General features: G+C 73.0%; 22 protein-coding genes. 13 read left to right on the top strand and 9 right to left on the bottom strand.

Annotation, left to right across the window (positions count from 1 at the left end; all coding sequences use genetic code 11):
- Window positions 1-361: 361 nt before the first annotated feature.
- The 3 genes from AC0VYN_RS13515 to AC0VYN_RS13505 all read left to right on the top strand — a co-directional run bounded on the left by AC0VYN_RS13515 (window position 362) and on the right by AC0VYN_RS13505 (window position 2,035).
- A complete protein-coding gene (locus AC0VYN_RS13515) occupies window positions 362-493 on the top strand; it encodes a hypothetical protein (protein ID WP_475536186.1) in 132 nt (43 codons plus the stop codon).
- A 16-nt stretch (window positions 494-509) separates the two neighbouring features.
- A complete protein-coding gene (locus AC0VYN_RS13510) occupies window positions 510-1,274 on the top strand; it encodes a bestrophin-like domain (RefSeq protein ID WP_385466555.1) in 765 nt (254 codons plus the stop codon).
- A gap of 242 nt (window positions 1,275-1,516) precedes the next feature.
- Window positions 1,517-2,035, top strand: coding sequence for a hypothetical protein (locus AC0VYN_RS13505; RefSeq protein ID WP_475536185.1), 519 nt, complete (start codon window positions 1,517-1,519; stop codon window positions 2,033-2,035).
- Window positions 2,036-2,181: 146 nt separating this feature from the next.
- On the opposite strand, the gene AC0VYN_RS13500 is transcribed toward AC0VYN_RS13505, so the two are convergent.
- Complete coding sequence (locus AC0VYN_RS13500) at window positions 2,182-2,676, bottom strand: hypothetical protein (protein ID WP_475536184.1); 495 nt, start codon at window positions 2,674-2,676, stop codon at window positions 2,182-2,184.
- Window positions 2,677-3,009: 333 nt separating this feature from the next.
- On the opposite strand from AC0VYN_RS13500, the gene AC0VYN_RS13495 reads away from it, so the two are divergent.
- Window positions 3,010-3,675, top strand: a complete 666-nt coding sequence (locus AC0VYN_RS13495) for a class F sortase (protein ID WP_385462396.1) — start codon at window positions 3,010-3,012, stop codon at window positions 3,673-3,675.
- Window positions 3,676-3,705: 30 nt separating this feature from the next.
- Here the strand turns inward: AC0VYN_RS13495 and AC0VYN_RS13490 are convergent, their stop codons facing one another.
- Window positions 3,706-4,542 carry a polysaccharide deacetylase family protein gene (locus AC0VYN_RS13490; protein WP_475536183.1) on the bottom strand — a complete coding sequence of 279 codons (837 nt, stop codon included), beginning with the start codon at window positions 4,540-4,542 and terminating at the stop codon, window positions 3,706-3,708.
- 172 nt (window positions 4,543-4,714) lie between these two features.
- On the opposite strand from AC0VYN_RS13490, the gene AC0VYN_RS13485 reads away from it, so the two are divergent.
- The 3 genes from AC0VYN_RS13485 (at window position 4,715) to AC0VYN_RS13475 (ending at window position 7,826) form a co-directional block, all read left to right on the top strand.
- Window positions 4,715-5,176: a universal stress protein gene (locus AC0VYN_RS13485; protein WP_385462381.1), complete on the top strand. Its 462-nt coding sequence runs from the start codon at window positions 4,715-4,717 to the stop codon at window positions 5,174-5,176.
- A 102-nt stretch (window positions 5,177-5,278) separates the two neighbouring features.
- Window positions 5,279-6,691, top strand: a complete 1,413-nt coding sequence (locus tag AC0VYN_RS13480) for an amino acid permease (RefSeq protein WP_475536182.1) — start codon at window positions 5,279-5,281, stop codon at window positions 6,689-6,691.
- A gap of 43 nt (window positions 6,692-6,734) precedes the next feature.
- Window positions 6,735-7,826 carry an IS630 family transposase gene (locus AC0VYN_RS13475; protein WP_475535730.1) on the top strand — a complete coding sequence of 364 codons (1,092 nt, stop codon included), beginning with the start codon at window positions 6,735-6,737 and terminating at the stop codon, window positions 7,824-7,826.
- On the opposite strand, the gene AC0VYN_RS13470 is transcribed toward AC0VYN_RS13475, so the two are convergent.
- Window positions 7,823-8,638, bottom strand: coding sequence for an alpha/beta fold hydrolase (locus AC0VYN_RS13470; RefSeq protein WP_475536181.1), 816 nt, complete (start codon window positions 8,636-8,638; stop codon window positions 7,823-7,825). The genes AC0VYN_RS13475 and AC0VYN_RS13470 overlap by 4 nt on opposite strands.
- 57 nt (window positions 8,639-8,695) lie before the next feature.
- Between AC0VYN_RS13470 and AC0VYN_RS13465 the strand changes: the two genes are divergently transcribed.
- Entirely contained in the window at window positions 8,696-9,169 is a 474-nt protein-coding gene (locus AC0VYN_RS13465) for a MarR family winged helix-turn-helix transcriptional regulator (RefSeq protein WP_475536180.1), read from the top strand.
- A 24-nt stretch (window positions 9,170-9,193) separates the two neighbouring features.
- On the opposite strand, the gene AC0VYN_RS13460 is transcribed toward AC0VYN_RS13465, so the two are convergent.
- On the bottom strand, window positions 9,194-10,345 hold the full coding sequence (locus tag AC0VYN_RS13460; RefSeq protein ID WP_475536179.1) for a CapA family protein: 1,152 nt from the start codon (window positions 10,343-10,345) through the stop codon (window positions 9,194-9,196).
- 232 nt (window positions 10,346-10,577) lie between these two features.
- On the opposite strand from AC0VYN_RS13460, the gene AC0VYN_RS13455 reads away from it, so the two are divergent.
- The 3 genes from AC0VYN_RS13455 (at window position 10,578) to AC0VYN_RS13445 (ending at window position 12,587) form a co-directional block, all read left to right on the top strand.
- Window positions 10,578-11,123 carry a sigma-70 family RNA polymerase sigma factor gene (locus AC0VYN_RS13455; RefSeq protein WP_385462366.1) on the top strand — a complete coding sequence of 182 codons (546 nt, stop codon included), beginning with the start codon at window positions 10,578-10,580 and terminating at the stop codon, window positions 11,121-11,123.
- Between the two features lie 141 nt (window positions 11,124-11,264).
- Window positions 11,265-11,774, top strand: coding sequence for a hypothetical protein (locus AC0VYN_RS13450; protein WP_385462363.1), 510 nt, complete (start codon window positions 11,265-11,267; stop codon window positions 11,772-11,774).
- Between the two features lie 162 nt (window positions 11,775-11,936).
- A complete protein-coding gene (locus AC0VYN_RS13445) occupies window positions 11,937-12,587 on the top strand; it encodes a zf-HC2 domain-containing protein (RefSeq protein ID WP_475536178.1) in 651 nt (216 codons plus the stop codon).
- A gap of 23 nt (window positions 12,588-12,610) precedes the next feature.
- On the opposite strand, the gene AC0VYN_RS13440 is transcribed toward AC0VYN_RS13445, so the two are convergent.
- Both AC0VYN_RS13440 and AC0VYN_RS13435 read right to left on the bottom strand, forming a co-directional pair.
- A complete protein-coding gene (locus tag AC0VYN_RS13440; RefSeq protein WP_475536177.1) occupies window positions 12,611-13,474 on the bottom strand; it encodes an Fpg/Nei family DNA glycosylase in 864 nt (287 codons plus the stop codon).
- A 79-nt stretch (window positions 13,475-13,553) separates the two neighbouring features.
- Window positions 13,554-15,638, bottom strand: coding sequence for a SpoIIE family protein phosphatase (locus AC0VYN_RS13435; protein ID WP_475536176.1), 2,085 nt, complete (start codon window positions 15,636-15,638; stop codon window positions 13,554-13,556).
- 104 nt (window positions 15,639-15,742) lie between these two features.
- On the opposite strand from AC0VYN_RS13435, the gene AC0VYN_RS13430 reads away from it, so the two are divergent.
- Complete coding sequence (locus AC0VYN_RS13430) at window positions 15,743-17,146, top strand: lipase maturation factor family protein (RefSeq protein WP_475536175.1); 1,404 nt, start codon at window positions 15,743-15,745, stop codon at window positions 17,144-17,146.
- Window positions 17,147-17,158: 12 nt separating this feature from the next.
- On the opposite strand, the gene AC0VYN_RS13425 is transcribed toward AC0VYN_RS13430, so the two are convergent.
- Complete coding sequence (locus AC0VYN_RS13425; protein WP_475536174.1) at window positions 17,159-20,179, bottom strand: alpha-mannosidase; 3,021 nt, start codon at window positions 20,177-20,179, stop codon at window positions 17,159-17,161.
- A gap of 270 nt (window positions 20,180-20,449) precedes the next feature.
- On the opposite strand from AC0VYN_RS13425, the gene AC0VYN_RS13420 reads away from it, so the two are divergent.
- Window positions 20,450-21,829, top strand: a complete 1,380-nt coding sequence (locus AC0VYN_RS13420) for an amidase (RefSeq protein ID WP_475536173.1) — start codon at window positions 20,450-20,452, stop codon at window positions 21,827-21,829.
- 9 nt (window positions 21,830-21,838) lie between these two features.
- Here the strand turns inward: AC0VYN_RS13420 and AC0VYN_RS13415 are convergent, their stop codons facing one another.
- Window positions 21,839-22,321 (bottom strand): N-acetyltransferase family protein, encoded by a 483-nt coding sequence (locus tag AC0VYN_RS13415; RefSeq protein ID WP_475536172.1) that lies wholly within the window; start codon window positions 22,319-22,321, stop codon window positions 21,839-21,841.
- 47 nt (window positions 22,322-22,368) lie between these two features.
- The gene (locus AC0VYN_RS13410; protein ID WP_451629012.1) at window positions 22,369-22,545 is read right to left on the bottom strand and encodes a hypothetical protein; all 177 of its coding nucleotides are present in this window, start codon (window positions 22,543-22,545) and stop codon (window positions 22,369-22,371) included.
- Window positions 22,546-22,864 lie beyond the last annotated feature (319 nt).

The raw sequence follows: 22,864 nt of genomic DNA, 5'->3' as shown, positions 1-22,864 counted from the left end.
GACGGGCCCGGGCGGCACCGAGGCGGTGGCGGTCGCCGGGAGCTTCTCCTGGCCCACCTTCCCGCCGTGCCCGGAGCCCACGCCCCCGCCGACACCGCCGCCCACTCCTACCCCGACACCGACACCACCACCGCCGCCACCACCGACGCCGAAGCCCACTCCTCCGCCCACGCCCGCGCCGAAACCTCCGCCGCCGCCCGCCCCGAAGCCCGAGCCGCCGCCCCCGCGCCCAGCCCCGGCCCCGGCCCGCCCGACGCCCGCCCCCACACCCGCACCGGCGCCCCCACGGACGCCGGACCGGCCCGCCCCTCCCGCGCCCGCCCCGTCGGCCACGCCGGCGCCGCGCCCCTCGCTCACCCCGGTGCACTTCCCGCGGTACCGCACCGCCCGGGTGCAGCAGCGGTCCTCGCGCGGGACCACCTCACCGCTCGTCTTCGTCCTGCTCATCACGGTGCCCGCGGTGGTAGCCGTCGCCGCGCTCCGCGCGCGCTGACCCCTGGAGGCTTCTCTTGCCGGAATGGCTTGTTCTCATCCTCGCGATGCTGGCCGCCTGCGCCGTCGTGGTCGTCGTGACCTTCCTGCGGCACCGCGCGGCGTCCGACGACGAGGACATCACCGAGACACCGGACGTCATCGAGTACATGACGATGTGGATCGGTGTGGTGTACGCCATCGTCCTGGGCCTGGCCATCGCCGGTGTCTGGGAGGCGCGCAGCGCGGCCGAGGACCACGTGCAGGCGGAGGCCGTCGCGCTGCACGAGATCTCCGAGCGCGTCCGGGTCTATCCCCCCGAGGTGCGTGACCGCATCCGGGAGGATGTCAACGCCTATGTCGGACACGTCGTCACCACCGAGTGGAAGTCCATGGCCGACGACGGCGAGGTCACCGAGCGCGGCACCGAGCTCCTCGACCGGGTCCGCGCGGACGTCACCGACTACGAGCCCGCGTCGGACTTCGAGGCCCAGGCCTACCAGCCGCTCGTCGACCAGGTGGCCGTCGCGGACCAGGCCCGCACCGCCCGCGCCGACTCCACGGGGGCGACGATGCCGGGCGTGGTGTGGTTCGGGCTCATCGCCGGTGCCGTCATCACCATCGGCATGGTCTTCGCCCTGCAGATCCGGCGCACCCCACGGGAACTGGTCCTGGCCGGGCTGTTCTCCGCGCTGATCGCCTTCCTACTCTTCCTGATCTGGGACTTCGACGCGCCCTACAGCCGCGGGGTCGCCGCGTCGACGGAGCCGTTCCTGAGCCTCTTCCCGGGCGTCGAGGGCTGACGGTCCGCACGGGCCGCCCCCGGTCGCTCGTGCCCGGGGGCGGCCCGCCGGCGAGTCGACACGCCGTCACCGTCCCACGGCCGCCACGGCACCGTCCCCCGGTCGGCCCACACACGTGCCCCATTCGCGCGACTGCGATCGCGCCCCCGGGCCGGGCTTCCTAGCGTTTCGGGCATCGAGGTGCATTTCCGGCGCGAGCGGAACAGGTCCGCAGCTGCTCCTCGGGACCCGGAGGATTCACCATGCGCGCGATACCCGTCGCCTCGGCCGCGCTGCTCGGCGTCGCCGCTCTGTCTTCCTGTGTGCCGGCCGGCGCGGCCGTCGGCGGCAGCACGCCGTTCGGCTTCAGCGTCCGGCCGTCCGTCGTCGCCCCGGGCGGGGAGGTCACCCTGCGGGTGGACCGGAACGACGGCGACTGCCGGGGCCGCGTGACGGTCTCGTCCCCGGTGTTCGACACGGTCGTCATCCCGCGCCAGCACGTGTCGGCGCAGGCGGAGGTCGACCGGGACGCCCGTCCCGGCGCGGTGTACAGGGTGTCGTTCACCTGCGACGGGAGGACGGGGACCACCGACCTGACCATCGCCGGCGGCCACTCGCACCGCCCGGGCACCGTGCCGCCCAAGGGCGTGCACGCCGGCGAGGGCGGCAGCATCGCCGGCTTCGACCTCAAGGAGATCGGGCTCGGTCTCGCCCTCGTCGCCGGCTCCGTCGGCGCGGCGTACCACCTGTCCCGCCGCCGCTCCGGCGAGGGGAGCGCCTGACCTCCCCTCCCCGCGCACAGGGCTTCGCCCCGGATCCCTTGAAGGATCCGGGGCGAAGCCCTGTGCGGCGTGCGCCGTCCCGGGGGCTACGGAAGGCGGGCCCGCTCCCCTGCGGCGGTGCCCGCACGGTCCCGCTTCGGGCGCGGTCAGATCCGGCGCTCGGAACGGCGGCGCAGCCAGAACAGACCGCCACCGGCGACGGCCGCGGCCACGAGCCCGCCGCCGATCGCGATGTCCGTGGGCGTGGCCCCGTTCGAACTGCTGCCCCCGAGACCGCCGCGGACACCGCCGATGACGGTGAAGGCCGCGGGCCGGGTCAGCGGCCTGCCCGAGCAGTTGACGGTGATGTCGTAGGACCCGGGCCGCGCCTCGTCCCTGATGGTGGCGGTGCCCCTGGACGTCTCGTTGGCTCCCCTCACCGGCGTCAGGTGGGCCCGGCCGAACGCGTTCGAGGTCATCGTCCCGCCCTGCGGGCAGCCGTCGACCGTGACGGTCAGCTCACCGCCGCGGGCGACGACGCTGGGCAGCGCGACGATGTTGCTGGGCGTGTTGTGGTCGCCGCCGGCGATGGCCGTGGGGGCGGCCGGCCCCAGAACGGCGACCGCGGCACCCGCGGCCGCCAGGGCACGGAAGTTGCGCATGTGATCCTCCGCGGAAGACGCCCCGGGACCCGTCCCCGGTCGATCGGCGAGAAAGCGCCTCCCGGAAAGACCCTCAGTTGCCGTGCTTCCAGCCGCATTTCGGGGCTGGTCCGTCCTGGTGAGCGGGCATGCCGGGCCGGAACCGGGCGAGCGGGTATCACCGCAGGTCACGGACCGTCAGAAAATTTCCGCCGGGGCGTGTCCCGGATGGCTCACCGCCGGGTGCGCGCGCCACCCGTTCGCATGCGCCCCGTCGCCGCCGGGACGCGCCGCGCTTAGCGTGCTCGTATGCGCGACGGACACGGCGACGGCCGGGTCGAGAGGGGAAGGCGAATGCACGGGTCCGAGGAACTGGCCGAGGAGGAGCGGAGGAGGAAGCGCGCTCCCTGGGGCGTGATAGCGCTGGTTCTGCTGACCGGGCTCGCGCTCATCCGCAACGGTTCGGGGGAGTTCGACGTGGGCCCGCCGCAGCCCGCCTCGGCGGCCGCGTCGGACACGCGTGTCGCCGGAGGGGAGAACGCCGTCGCGGGACTCGCGCCGCTGGCGTACGCGGTCCCCGACCGGGTCGTGATCCCCGCCATCCAGGTCGACGCGCCGATCATGCCGGTCGGCCTGGACGCGGACGGCTGGGTCGGCGCGCCGCCGCCGGAGGACCCGAACCTGGCCGGCTGGTTCACCGGCGCGGTGTCCCCCGGGGAGAACGGCACCGCGGTGGTGGTCGGCCACGTCGACAACACACAGGGCCCCGCCGTCTTCTACGGGCTCGGGGCCCTGAAGAAGGGCAACAGGGTCGAGGTGTCCCGCCAGGACGGCAGGACGGCGGTGTTCGAGATCTACGGCGTCGAGGTGTTCGAGAAGGACGACTTCCCCGGCGACCGGGTGTACGCCGCCAAGGGCGGCCCCGAGCTGCGGGTCATCACCTGCGGCGGCGGCTTCACCAAGCAGAACGGCTACGACGGGAACGTCGTCGCCTTCGCCCGCCTGGTCCAGGTCCGCTGAGCGGACCCGGCCGGGCGGGCTCGGCGCGCGTCACACGTGCTGCCGCCGGGGGACGGTGAGGTGGTAGCCGGAGTCCAGCAACCGCGGCAGATAGGTCCGCAGGGCGCGCACGCTCTGCGAGCGGTTGCCGCCGGCGTCGTGCGAGAGCACCACGACGCCGGGGGCGGCGCCGCCCTCGACCCGGTCGATGATGGTGGCGGTGCCGGGGGTGGTCCAGTCGAGGGTGTCGACGGTCCAGGCGAGGGGTTCCATGCCGAGTTCGGCGCCGAGCTGGAAGGCGGCGCGGTTCCACGCCCCGTACGGCGCGCGGAACCAGCGGGGCGCCTCGCCGTAGGCCTTCTCGACGATCTCGCTGGTGCGTTCCATCTCGGAGCGGATACGGCGCCGCGTGAGCTTGGTCAGCAGGGGGTGGGACCAGGTGTGGTTGCCGACCACGTGCCCCTCGTCGGCCATCCGGGACAGCAGGCCCTTGTTGTAGTCGGCCATCTCCCCGCACACGAAGAACGTCGCGCGCACGTCGTACTCGGCCAGCGTGTCCAGGATGCCGGGGGTGTAGCGGGGGTCGGGTCCGTCGTCGAAGGTGAGCATCATCGTGCGGCCCCGTCCGGACATGCGCAGGATCGGCTCGCTGCGTACCGGGGGCCGGTCGGGCCCGCCCTCGGGCGTGCCGTATCCGGTCAGGGGCTGGAGGCGATAGGCGGAGGGCAGGAGCGGGCGCCGCGCCGGGGGGCCCGGGGCGGGGGCGGCCACCCGGCCGGGGCCGTGGTCCCCGCCCACCGCCAGCACGCCGGCGGTGCCGGCCGCTCCGGCCGCCGCGACGCCGGCGAGCAGGGCACGGCGCCGCGTGAGCAACTGATCCTTCTTCATGACTCATGACTCGCCCGGACGGCGGCCGACGCCCGCGAACGACACCGGTGCGGCGGCACGGAACCACCCGGCCGGCCCAGTGGGACCGCTCCCCGGTGCCGTCCGCCCCGCGGCCGGCGCGAGGCGAACGGCCGGGGCCGGGCGGGTCCGGGGGGTCCGATAGCCTCGCCGCGTGACGCAACAGCACTCCCATCAGTTCGAACGGGGCACGGACGGGCCGAAGGTCATCGTGGCCGGGGTGGACGGCTCCGACTCCTCGCTGCGCGCGGCGGCCTACGCCGGTGGTCTGGCCCGGCGGCAGGGCGCGCTGCTCGCCGTGGTGTACGTGCAGCCGGTGCTGGCGGCCGGCGCGGCGCTCGGCGCACCGGTGGCGGACACGACCGACGAGATCGCCGAGGGCCTGGTGGCCCAGATCCGGGAGGCGGCCGAGCGGTCCAAGGGGATATTCGACGTGCGCTGGGAGTTCCACACCTTCCGCGGCGACCCCTACAACGGCCTGGTGAAGGCGGCCGACGAGCTGCGCGCGGACGCCGTGGTCGTGGGTGCGTCCGAGCAGGCCGGGCACCGGATCGTCGGTTCGGTCGCGGTGCGGCTGGTGAAGGCGGGGCGCTGGCCGGTGACCGTGGTGCCGTGACATCGGCCGGTCCGGTGCGTGCGTCATGCCTTCCGTCGGGGACGCGAGTGAGTCATCATGATCCACCGTCAGCCGTTTGCCGATCACGAAGAGGTGGGGCGCATGGCCGGATTCCGCATGGGTGAAGGCGTTCTCCGCCGCAAACCCATCGAGCACATCGAGGACACGGAGGCCGGGCAGGGTGCCGGCCTGGTGCGGTCGCTGGGGTTGTGGCAGCTGACGGCCATCGGCGTGGGCGGCATCATCGGTGCCGGCATCTTCACCCTGGCAGGCACGGTGGCCAACGGCACCGCGGGTCCGGCGGTCCTGATCTCCTTCCTCATCGCCGGTGTCGCGAGCGCGGCGGCGGCACTGTCCTACGCGGAGTTCGCCGGCCTGATCCCGAAGGCCGGATCGGCCTACACCTACGGCTACGCGGTGCTGGGTGAGCTGGTCGGCTGGTTCATCGGCTGGGACCTGCTGCTGGAGTACACGGCGATCGTGGCGGTGGTCGCCATCGGCATCTCCGGCTACTTCAGCTTCCTGATCGGTGAGATGGGAGCCGACCTGCCGAACTGGATGCTCGGCGCGCCGGGCACCGGCGACGGGCACCGGGTCGACCTGTTCGCGTCGGTGCTGTGCCTGCTGATCGCCTATCTGCTGACGCTCGGCATCAGGAACGCGGCCCGCTTCGAGATGGTGGTGGTCGTACTGAAGGTGCTGGTGGTGCTGCTGGTGATCGGCGTCGGCTTCTTCCACATCAGCACCTCGAACTACCAGCCGTTCTTCCCGTTCGGGGTCGGCGGTGCCTTCACGGGTGCGGCGACGGTGTTCTTCGCGGTCTTCGGCTACGACGCCATGTCGACGGCGGCCGAGGAGTCCAAGGACGCCCAGCGGCACATGCCGAAGGCGATCATCTATTCGCTGATCATCTCGATGGTGCTGTACGTGGCGGCCTGTCTGGTGCTGACCGGCATGCAGGACTACAAGGAGATCGACCCCGAGAGCGGCTTCTCGACGGCCTTCAAGTCGGTGGGGCTCAGCGGTCTGGCCGACGTCATCGCGGTGGGCGCGATCATCGGCATCCTCACCGTGATGTTCACCTTCATGCTGGGCGTCACCCGCGTGTGGTTCAGCATGAGCCGGGACGGGCTGCTGCCCAAGTGGTTCGCCAAGACGCACCCGACGCGGCACGTGCCGACCCGGGTCACCTGGATCGTCGGGGTCGCGTCCGCCCTGATCGCCGGCTTCCTGCCGATCGGCGAGGCGGCGGAGCTGACCAACATCGGCATCCTGCTGGCGTTCGTGGTCGTGTGCGCGGCGGTGATCGTGCTGCGCTACCGGCAGCCGGACCTGCCGCGCACCTTCCGTACGCCGTGGATGCCTTTCGTGCCGGCGCTGGGCATCGTCTTCTCGATCTGGCTGATCACGTTCCTGCAGTGGCAGACCTGGGTGCGCTTCGCCGTCTGGTTCGTGATCGGCCTGGTGATCTACTTCAGCTACTCCTACCGGAAGTCGGAGCTGGCGGGCCGCTAGTCTTCTGAGTCAGGAATTCTATCCAGATGTGTAGGGTTGCCTGGTGGCACGTACTGGGCGGCCGAAGGCCGAGTTGGTCCTGACGGATGAGGAGCGGGCTGCGCTGGAGGTATGGGTGCGGCGCCGCTCCACTCCGCAGGCGTGGGCTTTGCGGTGCCGGATCATCCTGGCCTGCGCGACCGGCGCGTCGAACAAGGACGTGGCCGCCCAACTCGGTTCGACACCGCATGCGGTGGGCCGCTGGCGGAAGCGGTTCGTCGAGCACCGGATCGCCGGACTGGGTGACATGCCGCGCCCGGGCGGCCCGAGGACGGTCACCGACGAGCAGGTCGCGGCGGTGGTGAAGCGGACGCTGGAGTCGACGCCGAAGAACGCCACGCACTGGTCGACGCGGGCCATGGCCACGGAGATGGGCCTGTCGCAGTCGACCGTGTCGCGGATCTGGCGGGCTTTCGGCCTGCAGCCGCACCGCACCGAGACGTTCAAGCTGTCCACGGACCCGTACTTCATCGACAAGGTCCACGACGTCGTCGGCCTCTATCTGGACCCGCCCGAACGCGCTCTGGTGTTCTGTGTCGACGAGAAGTCACAGATCCAGGCCCTGGACCGGTCCCAGCCGGTGCTGCCGATGATGCCCGGCGTCCCGCAGCGGATCACCCACGACTACGTGCGCGCCGGCACCACCACCCTGTTCGCCGCCCTGGAGGTCGCCACGGGTAAGGTGATCGGCTCCCTGCACCGCCGACACCGTGCCGAGGAGTTCAAGAAGTTCCTGATCAAACTCGACCGGGAGATACCGGCGGACCTGGACGTCCACCTGGTGCTGGACAACTACGCCACCCACAAGACCCCAGCCATCAAGACCTGGCTGCTGGCCCACCCCCGCTTCCACCTGCACTTCACACCCACCGGCTCGTCCTGGCTCAACCTGGTCGAGCGGTGGTTCGCCGAGCTGACCAACAAGCAGATACGACGAGGCGTCCACAGAAGCGTTCAGGCGCTTGAGAAGGACATCCGGACCTGGATCGCCGCATGGAACACCGATCCCAAGCCCTACGTCTGGACGAAGACCGCAGACGAGATCCTCGAACGCCTCGCCAACTATCTGAACAGAATTCCTGACTCAAAAGACTAGAGGCCGCGCAGGAAGTCGAGCAGGATCCGGTTGAACTCCTCGGGCCGCTCCATGTTCGGGTAGTGCGCGGTGCCCTCCATGGTCACGGAACGGCCGTCCCGGACGGTACGGGCGAGTCGTTCCGCCTCCGCGATCAGGTCCGGGGCGTCGAGGGCGCCGTTGACGGTGAGGACCGGGACGTCGATCTTCGGGACACGGGCCCAGGGGTCGGTCATGGGCACGTGGTGGTTCCTCTCGCCCGGCGTGTGCTTCGAGAGGGTGCCGACGGCCATCTCCCGCACCCGGCGCAGGATGTCCGGGTCGACGTCCTCGACGGTGCGGTGCTCGCCGGGCACGAAGCGCAGGAAGGCCGTGAGCCAGCCCTCGAGGTCCCCGGCGGCCAGGGCCCTGCCCTGCTCGGCCTGCACCGCGCGGGCCCAGGGGTCGGTGTACTCGAACTCGCTGGTGGCCGCGCCGCACACGACGGCCGCGCGGACCAGCTCGGGGTACTCCAGCGCGGTGTCGGTGGCGATGGCGCCGCCCATCGAGACGCCGACGAGGACCGCGGGGCCGGCGTCGAGGTGGCGCAGCAGGACGGCGAGGTCGTCGGCCCAGCGGAACGGCTCGGTGGCGTTGGCCGAGGAGCCGTGGCCGCGGATGTCGGGCGCGATCACGCGGTGGGTGGCGGCCAGGGCCGGTACCTGGGCGTCGAAGACCCGGTGGTCGGCGAAGCCCGAGTGCAGCAGGACGACCGGGTCGCCCGTGCCGGTGTCGCGGTAGGCGAGGTCGCCGTCGGTGGAGGTGAGGAAGCGCAGATCCGAGGGAGCATTCATGACAACCAAGGTGTCATTCTGTCGGAGATTTGGCAACCTGGGTGTCATGATGAGGGGATGGACGACACCACCGCTCCCCTCCTTCCGGACGAACTCGGCCACCGTCTGGCCGAGGTGTACGACCTGGTCGGCCCCCTCTACCGGCGCACCCAGCGCAGCGTCGAGCAGGGCCTGGCCCGCGACGGCGTGTCCGTCGGGGTCCGTGCCGTGCTGACCCTGCTGCACCGGGGAGGTCCGATGACCGTGCCGCAGATGGGCCGGGCGCAGGCGATCAGCCGTCAGTTCGTGCAGCGCATGGTGAACGACGCGGCGGCCCGCGGCCTGGTGGAGAGCGTCCCGAACCCCGCCCACCGGCGGTCGTCGCTGATCCGGCTCACCGACACGGGCCGGAGCACGGTCACCGAGGTCCTCGGCCACGAGCACGCCGTGCTCCGCGAGGTCGGCGGCGCGCTCACGGCGGCCGACGTGACGGCCTGCCTGCGCGTGCTCGGCGAGATGCTGCACGCCCTCGACCACGTCGACGTCGGGTGAGCCCGGGAGGACGGCCGGACGGCGCTACTCCCCCATCACCAGCCCGTCCTCGGCGGCGCCGCGGCTGAGCACCACGTCCCGGATCCGGTCGCGCACGGCGCGCGCCTCGGGGTCCTTCTCCAGGCGGCCGAGGTCCACGATCCGGCCGGCGGCGGGGTCGAAGAGCTGCGGGACGAACTCGGCCTTCGTCACCCGCCACCGCTCCCCGGGACGGGCGGGCGGGGCGAAGGTGAAGCGGCCGATGCTCGACTGGTTGCCGCGCGGATCGCGCTCACCCTCGTCGTTGATCATCTCGCCGGCGATCTGGTCGCCCATCCCGTAGACCACCCAGGTGCCGTTGACCTTCTCGTACGCCTGCGGGACATGGGCGTGGGTGCCGAGGATCAGGTCGACGGCGGGGCGGTCGCCGCTGCGCGCGGCGGTCAGGCTGTCGGCCAGGGCCAGCTGCTCGTCGTCGGGTTCGTCCTGCCACTCGGTGCCCCAGTGCAGGGACACCACGACGACGTCGGCGCCGGCCTGCCGGGCGGCCCGCGCGTCCGTGACGATCCGGTCCTCGTCGATCAGCTGGACCGCCCACGGCTGCCCCTGCGGCGCCGGGCGGCCGTTGGTGTCGAACGTGTAGGCGAGGTGGGCGACCCGGGCCGCGCCCGCGCGCAGGATCGTCGTGGTGCGCGCCTCGCCCTCGGTCCGGGCGGAGCCGGCGTGCCGCACTCCGGCGCGGTCGAGGGCGTCGAGGGTGTGGCGGATGCCGTCCGCACCGGCGTCGAAGGTGTGGTTGGAGGCGGTGGAGCAGCCGTCGTAGCCGGTGGCGGCGAGGGCCGCGGCGACCTCGGGCGGGGACTTGAAGAGGGGGTAGCCGCTGTAGTCGCCGTTCGCCCCGTACACCGTCTCCATGTGGCACAGGGCGAGATCGGCGCGCGCCACGACGGGCTTCGCGCCGGCCAGCATGGGGCGGAAGTCGTAGCCGGTGCCGCCCGCGTCGAAGCGCGCCCGCTCGTTGATCGAGTCGTGCGGCAGGACGTCGCCGGAGGCGACGAGCGTGAAGGCTCCGGCGGGGGCGGCGGACGGGGCGGGGGCCGGCCGCGACGGCGGCTCGCGGTCGCGGGCCTGACAGGCCGCGCCCGCGGTGAGGAGGACGGTCAGGGCCAGTGCCACCTGCCGACTGCGTGTGATCATCCGTTCACTCCGCTGGGGTCGCATGCACGAAGAAAAATCACATTTACACACAAACAGGTAAAGAGATCGACACGGTCACAGAGGGCTCCGACACGCTCATTAGCCCGTCCGGTGCGCACGGAAGGAGGGCCGCCGACCGTTCGTCGGACCGTTCACCGACGCGATCGACCGTCCGTCGCAGACCCGTGCGCGCGCCCTGTCCCCGCACGGGGCCCTGCGATGCCATACGGCCATGACGGCCGGAATCACCCTCCCCGACGCGACGACCGCCGAGCACGAGCTCGCCGCACTGCAGCGCGAGCACGGCCGGCCGCTCTTCGCCCTGCTGCTGCGGCTCAGCGACGGCGACCGCCAGCGCGCCGAGGACCTCGTGCAGGAGACCCTGGTGCGCGCCTGGCAGCACCCCGAGGCGCTGCGCGCCGACGCCTTCGACTCGGTGCGGCCCTGGCTGCTCACCGTGGCCCGGCGGCTGGCGATCGACGCACGCCGGGCCCGCCAGGCGAGGCCGGCCGAGGTCGGCGACGCGGTGCTGGAGAACGCTCCGGTCTGCGCCGACCATGCCGAACGGGCCGCCGCCGCCCTCGACGTGCGGGAGGCTGTGAAGACACTCACGCCGGAGCACCGTGACGTCCTGGTGCTCGTGTACTTCCAGGGGGCGAGTGTGGCGGAAGCCGCGACGGCCCTCGGCATCCCGCCCGGTACCGTGAAGTCGCGCGCTTACTACGCGCTGCGCGCCCTTCGCAGGGTGCTACCGGGATACGCCGCCGACCTGCGGTGAAACCGACCCTTGGGTCAAGTCTCCGTAAAGCGCCTTGCCGTGTACCCCGGTTGAGTAATCGGCTGTCCTCATCCGTGTTCCGGACGGGGGCCCATGACCCGGGCCGGGCGACGCGTACGCACCGGAGGAAGGCAGGAAGGGATGCCGCACAGAGGGCAGGAGAGCACGGACGGCACCGGCGGAGGCGAACTGACCGTCCCGATGGCGTGGCTCTACGCCGAGTACATCGCCGACGAGTTGCTGCGGACCGGCGACCTGATGCCGCCGACGTCCTTCGAGTTCCGCGCCGGACGCGACGCGCTGGCGCTGACCGTCTTCCTCTCCGACACCGAGAACGAGCTCAGCGGCATCCGTGTCGTCACCCACCTGGAGACGTGGCTGTCCCTGACGGCCTACGACCAGCCGTGGCAGACGTGGGTGCGGGAGCGGCTGGCCGAGGTCACGGCCGACACCGCCGGCAGGCACTCGCCGGACCTGGAACTGGCCCGGGCGGCCTGGCGCTGGCTCGAGGAGACCGAACTGCTCGCCCCGGACCTGAACGCGGTGCCCGGCGGCGCCCCGGGCGGCGGGGAGGACGAGGGCCCGAAGGTGTGGACCCCGGCCTGGCAGCTGGGGCTGCCCCTCGGCCACCTCGCCATCCACCTCTTCTGACCGCCTCCGCGACTTCTTCGCGCACGGACCAATCCACGGGCTCGGCCGCTCCGAACCCCTGGTGGCGATTCCGTGCGTGGCTTGAGTGATTCGGCTGTCCGATGCGTACCGGTGGGGGCACGGAGCAACCCCCACCCGCACCCGACGGCACGAGGATTCGGCATGAGGTCCCTGGAGAGGCATCGCGACGCCGGCGCCTACGCGCTCGGCGTGCTGGACGAGGCGGACGCGTTCCGCTTCGAGGACCACCTCATGGAATGCCCCCGCTGCACGGCGCAGGTGACGGAGTTCGGTCCCACCGCCCGCCAGTTGATGCTGTACCGGGGGGCGACGCCGCGCCTCGTCCACCCCCTGACCCGGCCCGGGCCGAAGCTGCTGGACCGCCTGCTGTCGCGGGTGGCGGCGCACCACCGGGCCGGCCGCCGGCGGCGGCTGTACGCGGTGGCCGCCGCCGTGGTGTGCGCCGTGGCCGGCCCCGCCCTCGCGCTTCAGGCCCAGCAGGACGCCCCGGGTGTCCGGGTCACCGCGACCGACGAGCGGACGGGGGTGTGGGCGCGGGTCACGGCCGAGGACGAGGCCTGGGGCAGCGACGTGGAGCTCGAGGTCAAGGACGGGGCGGGCCCGCGCTCGTGCCGGCTCGTCGCCGTCGGCCGTGACGGAGCCGAGGAGACGGTCACCACCTGGAGCGTCCCTGACCACGACGCCCGGCCCAGCACCCTGCGCGGCGGCGCGGCGCTGCGCCCCGGCCAGACCGCCCGCTACGAGGTGCGGACCATGGACGGGGAGCGCCTGGTGACCCTCCCCGTCGGGTGAGCGGTCAGGACGTGCCGGGTCCGTCACTTCAGCAGCCGCGACAGTCTCCGGTCGGCCAGCGGCTTGCCGCCGGTCTGGCAGGTCGGGCAGTACTGGAGGGAGGAGTCGCTGAAGGACACCTCGCGGATGGTGTCGCCGCAGACCGGGCAGGGCTCGCCGGTACGGCCGTGCACGCGCAGACCGCTCTTCTTCTCGGCCTTGAGCCGGCCGGCCGCCAGCCCCCGGGAGCGTTCGACCGCCTCGGTCAGCGTGGTGCGCAGCGCCCTGTACAGCCGTGCGGTCTCCTCGTCGGTGAGCGAGGCGGTCGGTTTGAAGGGGGACATCCTCGCGGCGTGCAGGATCTCGTCGCTGTAGGCGTTGCCCACGCCCGCGATCAGACCCTGGTCGCGCAGGGCGCCCTTGAGCTGCCGCCGCTCGCCGGCGAGGAGCGCGGCGAGACGCGCCTCGGTGAAGTCGTCGGCGAGCGGGTCCGGGCCGAGCCTGGCCACGCCCGGCACCTCCTGCGGGTCGGACACGACGTACACGGCGAGTCGCTTCTGCGTGCCCGCCTCGGTCAGGTCGAAGCCCGCGCCGGTGTCCAGCGCGACGCGCAGGGCGAGAGGGCCCTTGCCGGGCCGGGGCATGCCGTCGGGGAGGCCGTCCTTCCAGTGCAGCCAGCCGGCGCGGGCCAGATGGGTCACCAGATGGAGGTTCCCGGCGGTCTCGACGTCGAGGAACTTGCCGTAGCGGTGCACGGCGGTCACCCGGCGGCCCTCCAGGACGGTGGGCGGGGGGTCGTACGTCTTCAGGACGCTGATCGCGACGGGCAGCACCCGGACGATCTCGCGGCCGTCGAGATGCTCGGTCAGGAAGTCCCTGAGCGCCTCGACCTCGGGCAGTTCGGGCATGGATCCAGGGTGCCACCGCCGGCCGGCGGCGCCGGACCACGGCACGCGCCCTCGACGGTGCGGTCTGAGGCGTGCGGTCTCAGGCGTGCGGCATCACGAACTCCGACCACACGCACTTGCCGCTGCCGCGCGCCTCGACGCCCCACGCGTCCGCGAGGGTGTCGACCAGGCACAGTCCCCGTCCGGAGACCCCGGAGTCCCCGGCGTCGCGGCGGCGCGGCAGGGCGCTGGAGGTGTCCTCGACCTCGACCCGCAGCCGGCGGTCGGTGCCGGAGAGGAAGCGCAGGGTGACGATGGCGGAGCCCTCGGTGTGCATGAGGGAGTTGGTCAGCAGCTCGTCGGCGACCAGCTCGATCGCGTCGGCGTGGTCCTCGTCGCCCCAGCCGCGCACCGCGGCGCGGATCGCGTGCCGGGCCCCGGCGAGGGCCTCGGGGTCGCCCGGGGCGACGTAGCGGCGGACCCGGCCGCCGATCCGGGGCGTGTCCGGGGCGCGGCGGCGCAGCACGAGCAGGGCCATGTCGTCGTCGCCGCGGCGCTGCTCGGCCGCCTCGATCAGCCGGTCGGCGAGCCTGCCCACGTTCTGCGGGCCGGAGGCGACCAGCTCCGCGAGGGCCCGCATCCCGTCGTCGAGGTCGGCGCCGGGCTCCTCGACCAGCCCGTCGGTGCACAGCAGCAGGGCGTTGCCCGGATCCAGCTCGACGGTGCCGACCGGGTAGGCGAGGGGCCCGAACTCGGCGGACAGGCCGAGCGGCAGCCCGCCCTCCACGGGGACGCGGCGGCAGCTGCCGTCGGCGTGCCGCAGCAGCGGGTCGAGGTGCCCGGCGCGGACCACCTGGACCACTCCGGTGGCCGGGTCGGCCTCCGCGTACAGGCAGGTCGCGAAGCGGTCGGTGTCGAGCTCGTGGAGGAAGACCGAGGCCCGCGCCATCACGGTGGCCGGCGGGTGACCCTCGGCGGCGTAGGCGCGCAGCACGATGCGCAGCTGGCCCATGACGGCGGCGGCGTGCGTGTCGTGGCCCTGGACGTCGCCGATCACGGCACCGACGCGTCCGCGGGGCAGCGGGATCAGGTCGTACCAGTCGCCGCCGATGTCACGGCCCAGGGAGCCGCCGAAGCTGGCGGCCCGGTAGCGGACGGCGACGTCGCAGCCGGGGACGTCGGGAATGGTGCGCGGCAGCATGGCCTGCTGAAGGCCCTCGGCGAGGTCCATCTCCTGCTCGTAGAGCATGGCCCGCTGGAGGCTCTGCGCGATGCTGCTGCCGAGGGCTACGAGCACGTTGCGGTCCTCGGGCGAGAACCCCTGCCGGTCGCTGTACAGCAGGCCGAGGGCGCCGATGGGCCTTGCCTGGGCGATCAGCGGCAGATAGGCCGCCGCGGTGATGTGCAGACCGGTGAGGTGCGGCCACAGGATCGGATAGCGTTCCGCGAACTCCTGGGGCGACTCGATGAAGCGCGGGCTGAGCGTGCGGACGGCCTCGCTCATCGGGTAGGCCTCGTCGACGCCGGTGACCCGGGTGCCGTGGACGAAACTGCCGTCGGGCCCCTCGGCGACCAGCAGGATGCGGTCGGCCTCCACCAGGCCCATGACGACGCTGGTGGCGCCCAGGTGGGTGAGGCCCTGGGTGTCCTTGAGGGTGCCGATCACGTCGTCCACGGTGCGGGCGTGCGCGAGGGCGGCCGTGGCGAGCTGCACGACGTTGGTCTGCTGCCGGCGGGCCTCGTCCTGGGCGGCCTGCTCGCGGCGGGCCTCGATGTCGCCGAGTTCCTGCGTGGCGTCGCGCACGATGCCGATGATGCGGCGGGGCCGGCCGGTCCCGTCGCGCCGGATGTAGCCCTGGGTGTGGGCCCAGCGCAGGCTGCCGTCACGGCAGCGCATGCGGAAGTAGGTGCCGTAGTTCTCGCTGCCGTCCTTCATCGCCTGGGCGACCAGGGTGTCCAGGCGGTGGCCCTCGGCCGTCGGGACCCGGACCTCCAGGGATTCGGGGCGGCCGTCGAACTCGTCCTGGCGCAGGTCGAACACCTCGTGCGCCTGGGCGTCCATGTGCAGCAACCCGGCGTCCAGGTCCCAGTCGAAGCTCCCCATGCGGTTCAGCGCCAGGATCGGCTCCGGGTGGGCGGGCCAGTCGTCCGGGAGTGCCAGGGCGCTCGCTCCCCGATCAACCATGCGCCCCACCTTGCCAGCATTTGCCCGATTATTCGACTCCTCATCCGCTGCCGGGACGCCGGGCGGCCGGGGTACCCGGGGCGTGGCACGAGAGGAGCCCGCCCGTGGAGTGGTTCACCGCACCCGACTACTGGCTGACCCGGCTGGTCTTCCAGCGGGCCCTGGCCGTCATGTACCTGGTCGCCTTCGTGACGGCGGCCCTTCAGTTCCGCGCGCTGATCGGAGAACGCGGCATGCTGCCGGTGCCCCGGTTCGTCGAGCGGGTGCCGTTCGAACGGGCGCCGAGCCTGTTCCAGCTGCGCTACTCGGACCGCTTCTTCGCGGGCTGTGTCTGGGCGGGCTGCGCGGTGTCGGCGGCACTGGTGGCGGGACTGGACTCGTTACTGCCGCTGTGGGGGGCCATGCTGCTGTGGCTGGTGCCCTGGGCGCTGTACCTGTCGGTCGTCAACGTCGGACAGACCTGGTACTCGTTCGGCTGGGAGTCCCTGCTGCTGGAGACGGGGTTCCTCGCCGTCTTCCTCGGCAACGAGGAGGTGGCCCCGCCGATCGTGGTCCTGTTCCTGCTGCGCTGGCTGCTCTTCCGCGTCGAGTTCGGGGCGGGACTGATCAAGATGCGCGGCGACGAGTGCTGGCGGAAGCTCACCTGCCTGGATCACCACCACGAGACCCAGCCGATGCCGGGCCCGCTGAGCTGGTACTTCCACCACCTGCCCCCGCCGGCGCACCGCGTGGAGGTGGCCGCGAACCACGTCACGCAGCTGGTGGTGCCCTTCCTGCTGTTCACACCGCAGCCCGTCGCGACCGCCGCCGCGGCGCTCATGATCGTCACCCAGCTCTGGCTGGTGCTGTCGGGCAACTTCGCCTGGCTGAACTGGATCACCATCGTGCTGGCCCTGTCGGCGATCCGGTTCCCGGCCCGTCCGCCGTCCGTGCCCGGCGCTCCGCTGTGGTACGTGGTCGTGGTCCTCGCGGTGGCGGCGCTCCTGCTCTTCCTCAGCCACCGGCCCGTCCTCAACATGATCTCCCGCCGGCAGGTGATGAACCGGTCCTTCGACCCGCTGCACCTGGTCAACACCTACGGCGCGTTCGGCAGCGTCAGCCGGGTCCGCTACGAGGTCGTGATCGAGGGGACCGCCGACGAGGTGGCGCGCGAGGACTCGGACTGGCGGGAGTACGAGTTCCGGGGCAAGCCCGGGGACCCGCGGCGCCGGCCGCGCCAGTTCGCGCCCTACCATCTGCGGCTGGACTGGCTGATGTGGTTCGCCGCGCTGTCGCCGTCGTACGCCGGACCGTGGTTCGGCGCCTTCGTGGAACGGCTGCTGGAGGACGACCGGGCCACGCTGAGACTGCTGCGCCGCTCCCCGTTCCCGCCCGGCGCGCCGCCCCGCTTCGTCCGGGCGCGCCTGTTCCGCTACCGGTACACGACCTGGCGCGAGCTGCGGGAGACGGGCGCCTGGTGGGAGCGGACGTACGTCCGGGAGTTCCTGCCGCCGACCCGGCTGGTGTGAGCGCCGGTGCCGTCAGGCGCGCTTCAGCCGCAGGGTCATCAGCTGGAACGGCCGCAGCCGTACGGCGATCCGGCCGCCGTCCGACCGGGGTGTCTCCGCGTCCGCGAGCGGGCGTTCCAGCAGGTCGGTCACCTGGACGTCCGTGGCCGCGAACCCGGTGGTGAGCGTGGCGCGGGCCCGGCCACCGTGGGCCTCGTGGAAACGGACGACCAGGTCTCCGCTGCCGTCGTCGGCGAGCTTGACGGCGGTCACCACGACGGCGTCCCGGTCCACGGTCACCAGCGGCGCGACCTCCCGGGCGCCGGTGACCCGCCGCTCCGGAAGGTTGATCCGCCAGCCCTCGCGCACGGCGTCGCCGATGCCCGCGCCCGGCACCAGCGCGTGCCGGAAGCGGTGCACGCCCTGGTCGGTCCCGGGGTCCGGGAAGCGCGGGGCGCGCAGCAGGGACACGCGGACCGTGGTGGTCGTGCCGTCGTCGCCGTCGGTGCGGACGGTCCGGGTGACGTCGTGCCCGTACGTCGAGTCGTTGACCACGGCGACGCCCCAGCCGGGTTCCTCCAGGTGGACGAAGCGGTGGTTGCAGGCCTCGAACTTGGCGGCCTCCCAGCTGGTGTTGGTGTGGGTGGGCCGGTGGAAGTGCCCGAACTGGGTCTCCGACGCGTACCGTCCGGCGTGCACGTCGAGGGGGAAGGCGAGCTTGAGGAACTTCTCCGTCTCGTGCCAGTCGACCTCGGTGTCCACGTCCAGCCGCCGCTCCCCCGGTGCCAGCCTCAGCACCTGGGTGACGCGGGAGGAACCGAAGGAGCGGACGATCCGCACCGAGGCGCCGTCGTCGCCGGGGACGACCTCGTCGGCGTCGGTGAGGTCGGTGACCGTGTTGCGGTAGAACTCGTCGACGTCCCAGGCGTCCCACATGTTGGGGAGGTCCTGGTGGAGCTGGAGCAGGTTGCCCGCCCCGCCCGGGGCGATGGTCTCGCGGTCGGCGGCGATGTCGTACGCCGACACGACCAGGCCGCGCGCGTCGATCTCCACGCGCAGCAGACCGTTGTCCATGACGTGCCCGCCGCCGGGGCGGGGCGTGAGGCCGGTGCCGCCCTCGACGGCGGGCGTGGCGGCGGCGCCCGCCGGGACGCCGGCGCGGGTGTGCGGGGCGGAGTTGAAGAGGAGCGGGGTGTCGCCCTCGCCCGCGAGCGCGCGCTGGGCGGCGTCGACGATCCCGTTCAGCTCCGCGGCGACGCGGTCGTAGGTCGCGCGTGCCTCGCGGTGCACCCAGGCGATGGAGGAGCCGGGCAGGATGTCGTGGAACTGGTGCAGCAGCACCGTCTTCCAGATGCGGTCCAGGTCCTCGTACGGGTAGGGGAAGCCGGCGCGCACGGCGGCCGTGGCCGCCCACAGCTCGGCCTCGCGCAGGAGGTGTTCGCTGCGCCGGTTGCCCTGCTTGGTCCTCGCCTGGCTGGTGAGGGTGGCGCGGTGGAGTTCGAGGTAGAGCTCGCCGGCCCAGACGGGCGGCCGGGGGTTCTCCGCCTCGGCCTTCTCGAAGAAGGCGTGCGGGGTCTCCCACTCGACCGTCGCCGAGCCCTCGAGGTCGCGAAGCCGGGCGGCCCTGGCGATCATCTCGCGGGTGGTGCCGCCGCCTCCGTCGCCCCAGCCGGTGGGGGCGAGGGAGTGCCGGGCGACCCCCTTGTCCTTGAAGTTCCGCGCCGCGTGGGCGATCTCGCTGCCCTTCATGGAGCAGTTGTAGGTGTCGACGGGCGGGAAGTGCGTGAAGATCCGGGTGCCGTCGATGCCCTCCCAGCGGAAGGTGTGGTGCGGGAACGCGTTCGTCCGTGACCAGCTGATCTTCTGCGTCAGCAGGTACCTGGCGCCGGCCGCCTTGATGATCTGCGGCAGTCCGGCGGCGAAGCCGAAGGTGTCCGGGAGCCACGCCTCGTCGTTCTCGACGCCGAACTCGTCGAGGAAGAACCGCTTGCCGTGCACGAACTGCCGGGCCATCGCCTCCGAGCCGGGCATGTTGGTGTCGGACTCCACCCACATGCCGCCGGCCGGCACGAACCGCCCGTCCGCGACGGCCTTCTTCACCCGCGCCCACACCTCGGGCCGGTGGTCGCGCACCCACGCCCACTGCTGGGCCTGCGACATGGCGAAGACGAAGTCCGGCTCGTCCTCCAGGAGGGCGGTCATGTTGGAGACGGTGCGGGCGACCTTGCGCACGGTCTCGCGCAGCGGCCACAGCCACGCCGAGTCGATGTGCGCGTGGCCGACGGCGCTGATGCGGTGCGCGGAGGCGACGGCGGGGGCGGACAGCACCTCGGTGAGGCGCGCACGGGCCCGTTCCGCCGTGCCGTTCACGTCCTGGAGGTCGATGGCGTCCAGAGCCCTGTCCACGGCGCGCAGGATGTCCCAGCGCCGCGGCGACTCCACGGGCAGCTCGGCCATCAGCTCGCCGAGCACCTCCAGGTCGAGCACGAGATTCCACACCGTCTCGTCGAGGACGGCCAGGTCCATGCGGGCGAGCGTGTACTGCGGCTCGTCGCCCGCCGTGTCCTTGTCGCCGAGCGGGGTGGGCACGAAGGGGCGGGGGCCGAAGACGACCGGGTTGGACGCGGCCTCCACGTGCAGGCGCACCTCCTCGCCGCCCTCCACGGGGGCGCCGATCCGCACCCACTGGTTGCGCGGGTTGAGGCCCTTCACCGGGGTGCCGTCGGGCCGGTAGACGAGGCCCTCGCACTGGAAGCCGGGCATGTTCTCGTCGAAGCCGAGGTCGAGGACCGCCTCGACGGTCCGGCCGGCCCACTCCTCGGGCACGGTGCCGGTGACCCGGAACCAGCTGGTGCCCCAGGGCGCGCCCCAGCGGGCGCCCACCTCGATGGGCGCGGGTTCCGCCGCGAGTCCCTCCTCGACCGGGACGGGCTCGCCGGGCGCGTGCCAGACCGCCACGTCCAGCGGCACGGAGTCGGGGTACACGGCGGGGCGGACGCGCTCGTCGAGGACGCGCCTGAGGCGGGCTTCGACCAGGCTGCGGTCGTCATGCATGCGGGGCGCTCCAGGGTTGGCGGGGCGGGGGCTGCCAGGGGTGGGTCGCGGTGACGGGGCCGGCGTGGTGTGAAGCTCCCCCACGGCACGGCCTTCGAACCGTGCGGCGTGCCCGGCCTGTCCGGGGCGGGGCCGTCGCCGGGCGGATCCGAACGGGTGGCCGACGGGCACCAGCTCTCGACGCGGAGGCGTCCGGACGGGCAGAGTGCTCTGTGCGTACTCGCCAGTAATCCCGTCCCCGCACCGCACGCACGACACCGAGGAGCTCCCGTGACCGACTGGGCCGGCCGGACCGCCGCCGAGATCGCCGCCGCCGTACGCGAGAAGCGGGTCACGCCGCGCGAGGTGGTGGCGGCACACCTCGCCCGGATCGAGCGGCTCGACGGCCGCGTCGGCGCCTTCCGGGCGGTGCGCGCGGAGGCGGCACTCGCGGAGGCCGATGAGGTGGGTGCTCGGGGCGATCTGGCCGAACTGCCGCTGGCCGGCGTCCCGGTGGCCGTCAAGGACAACCTCGCGGTGCGCGGCGAGTCCACCCGGGTCGGCTCCGCGGCGACGCCGGACACGCCCGCCGCGGCCGACCACGTCACCGTGGCCCGGCTGAGGGCGGCGGGCGCGGTGGTCGTGGGGCTGACGAACGTGCCCGAGCTGTGCGTGTTCGGCACCACCGAGGGCGTGCACGGCACCTCTCGCAACCCGTGGGACCCGACGCGCACCGCGGGCGGTTCGTCGGGCGGCAGCGCCGCGGCGGTCGCGGCCGGCCTGGTGCCCCTCGCGCTGGGCAACGACGGCATGGGCTCCCTGCGCATTCCGGCGGCCAACTGCGGGCTGGTCACCATCAAGCCGGGCCACGGCGTGGTCCCGGCCGGCATCGGCGAAGGCGACTGGTTCGGCATGTCCGAGAACGGACCGCTGGCCACCACGGTCGAGGACGCCCGCCTGATGCTCTCGGTGCTCGCCGACGATCCCGGCGCCGGCCCCGCGAGCGACGCGGCGGAGGGCGGACGGTTCCGCCGCGCGGAGTCCGGCAGCCTGCGGGTCGCCGTCTCCCCGCGCAGCCCGCTCGCCGGGGTCACCGTCTCCCGCCCGTACGCGGACGCCGTTCGTGAGGCGGCCGGGGTGCTGATGCGGGCCGGGCACCAGGTGCGGCGGGCCGACCCGCCCTACCCGGCGTCGCTGGGCGTGACCGCCGTGACCCACTGGACGGCGGGGACGGCGGTGGACGCGCGGGGTCTCGACACACGCGGGCTGGCCCGGCGCACCCGGGTGCACGCGGGCATCGGGCGGCGCTTCGTGCGCACGGTGACGGCCGGCGGAGGCCGCGAGCGGCTGCGCGACCGCCTGGAGCCGTTCTTCGCCGAGTACGACGTGCTGCTCACCCCGGCACTGGCCCGCCGCTCGCCCAAGGCCGGCCCGTGGCACGAGCGGGGCTGGCTGCGCAACGTTGCGGCCAACTCGGCGTACTCGCCCTTCACGCCGCCGTGGAACCTGACCGGCTGGCCCGCGATGTCGGTGCCGTTCGGCACGCTGCCCTCGGGCGCCCCCTGCGCCGTGCAGCTGGTGGGGCGCCCCGGGTCGGAGGCGACGCTGCTGGAGCTGGCGGAGCGGATCGAGGCGCTGCGTCCGTGGCGGCGGACGGCTCCGCTGGACTGACCGCGGCCCCTACAGGGCGCGGTACATGATGTGCAGGCCGACCGGGCCGTGCCGAGGATGGTCGAAGGCGTCCGGCACCGTGCCGAGGACGGTGAAGCCGAGGGAGGTCCACAGGCCGACGGCCGGGTTGGTCTCGACGACGGCGTTGAAGACCATGCCCCGGTACCCGTCGGCCCTGGCGGTGGCCAGGACGTGTTCGGCGAGGGCCCGGCCGGTGCCCCGGCCGGCCCGGTCCGGGTCGACCATGAAGCCCGCGTTGGCGATGCGGGCGGCGGGACCGCCGTAGTTGGGGGTGACGTAGGCGGACCCGACGACGGTACCGGTGTCGTCCTCGGCGACGAGGACGTGCTTGGCGGGGTTCATCCACAGGTCGCGGGCGACGTCCTCGGGGGTGTCCGGGTCCCAGGCGTAGGTCTCGCCGGCCGTGACGATACGGTGCCAGAAGGGCCAGATGTGCGGCCAGTCGGCGGCCGTGGCTTCCCTGATCAGCATGGGCGTGAGTCTGGCACGCCCACGCGTCCGGCGGGCCCTGCGGCGGGTCAGTCCACGCTGGGCAGGATGTGCGGCTCGGCGAGGTCCTCCTCGTAGCCCGCGAGGCGGATGGGGGCGGACCGTGCCCACACGTCGAGGCTGCCGATCTCTCCGGGCCGGCGCCCCGCGCGCTCGGCACGTTCCTCGGGACGTTGCTCGGGATTCGTCGTCGTCTCCGGTGTCACCGCGCACTCCTTATGTGTCGGGTCACCCTCGGGGCCTGTCGGCCGGTCTGCTGTCCGGCACCTGGCGCACGCTCGGGTGTGGGTCGAATGCGGTTCGGACGCGGTGGCGCCGGTAACGCGTGCGGGCGCGGGCCGTTGTGGACCGGCCCGTCCCGCGACGGACCGTGGGTGCGGGTGCGCACCCGGTTACTGCTCGTCCGACCGCTCCAGACTAACCAAATGAGCGGGGGTGCGCTCTATGGGGCTCGAAAACATGGGGCAACCATTGCCCGCCGTCCCGCGCACAATTGGGGCCAGTCTGCCGCGAAGCACTACATTT

This window comes from Streptomyces sp. 63XJN7_1_ISO-PGPR-S23-121 (genome assembly GCF_056173025.1).
The sequence above is the reverse complement of the archived record's forward strand: the minus strand, read 5'-3'. Positions and strand labels throughout refer to the sequence as shown.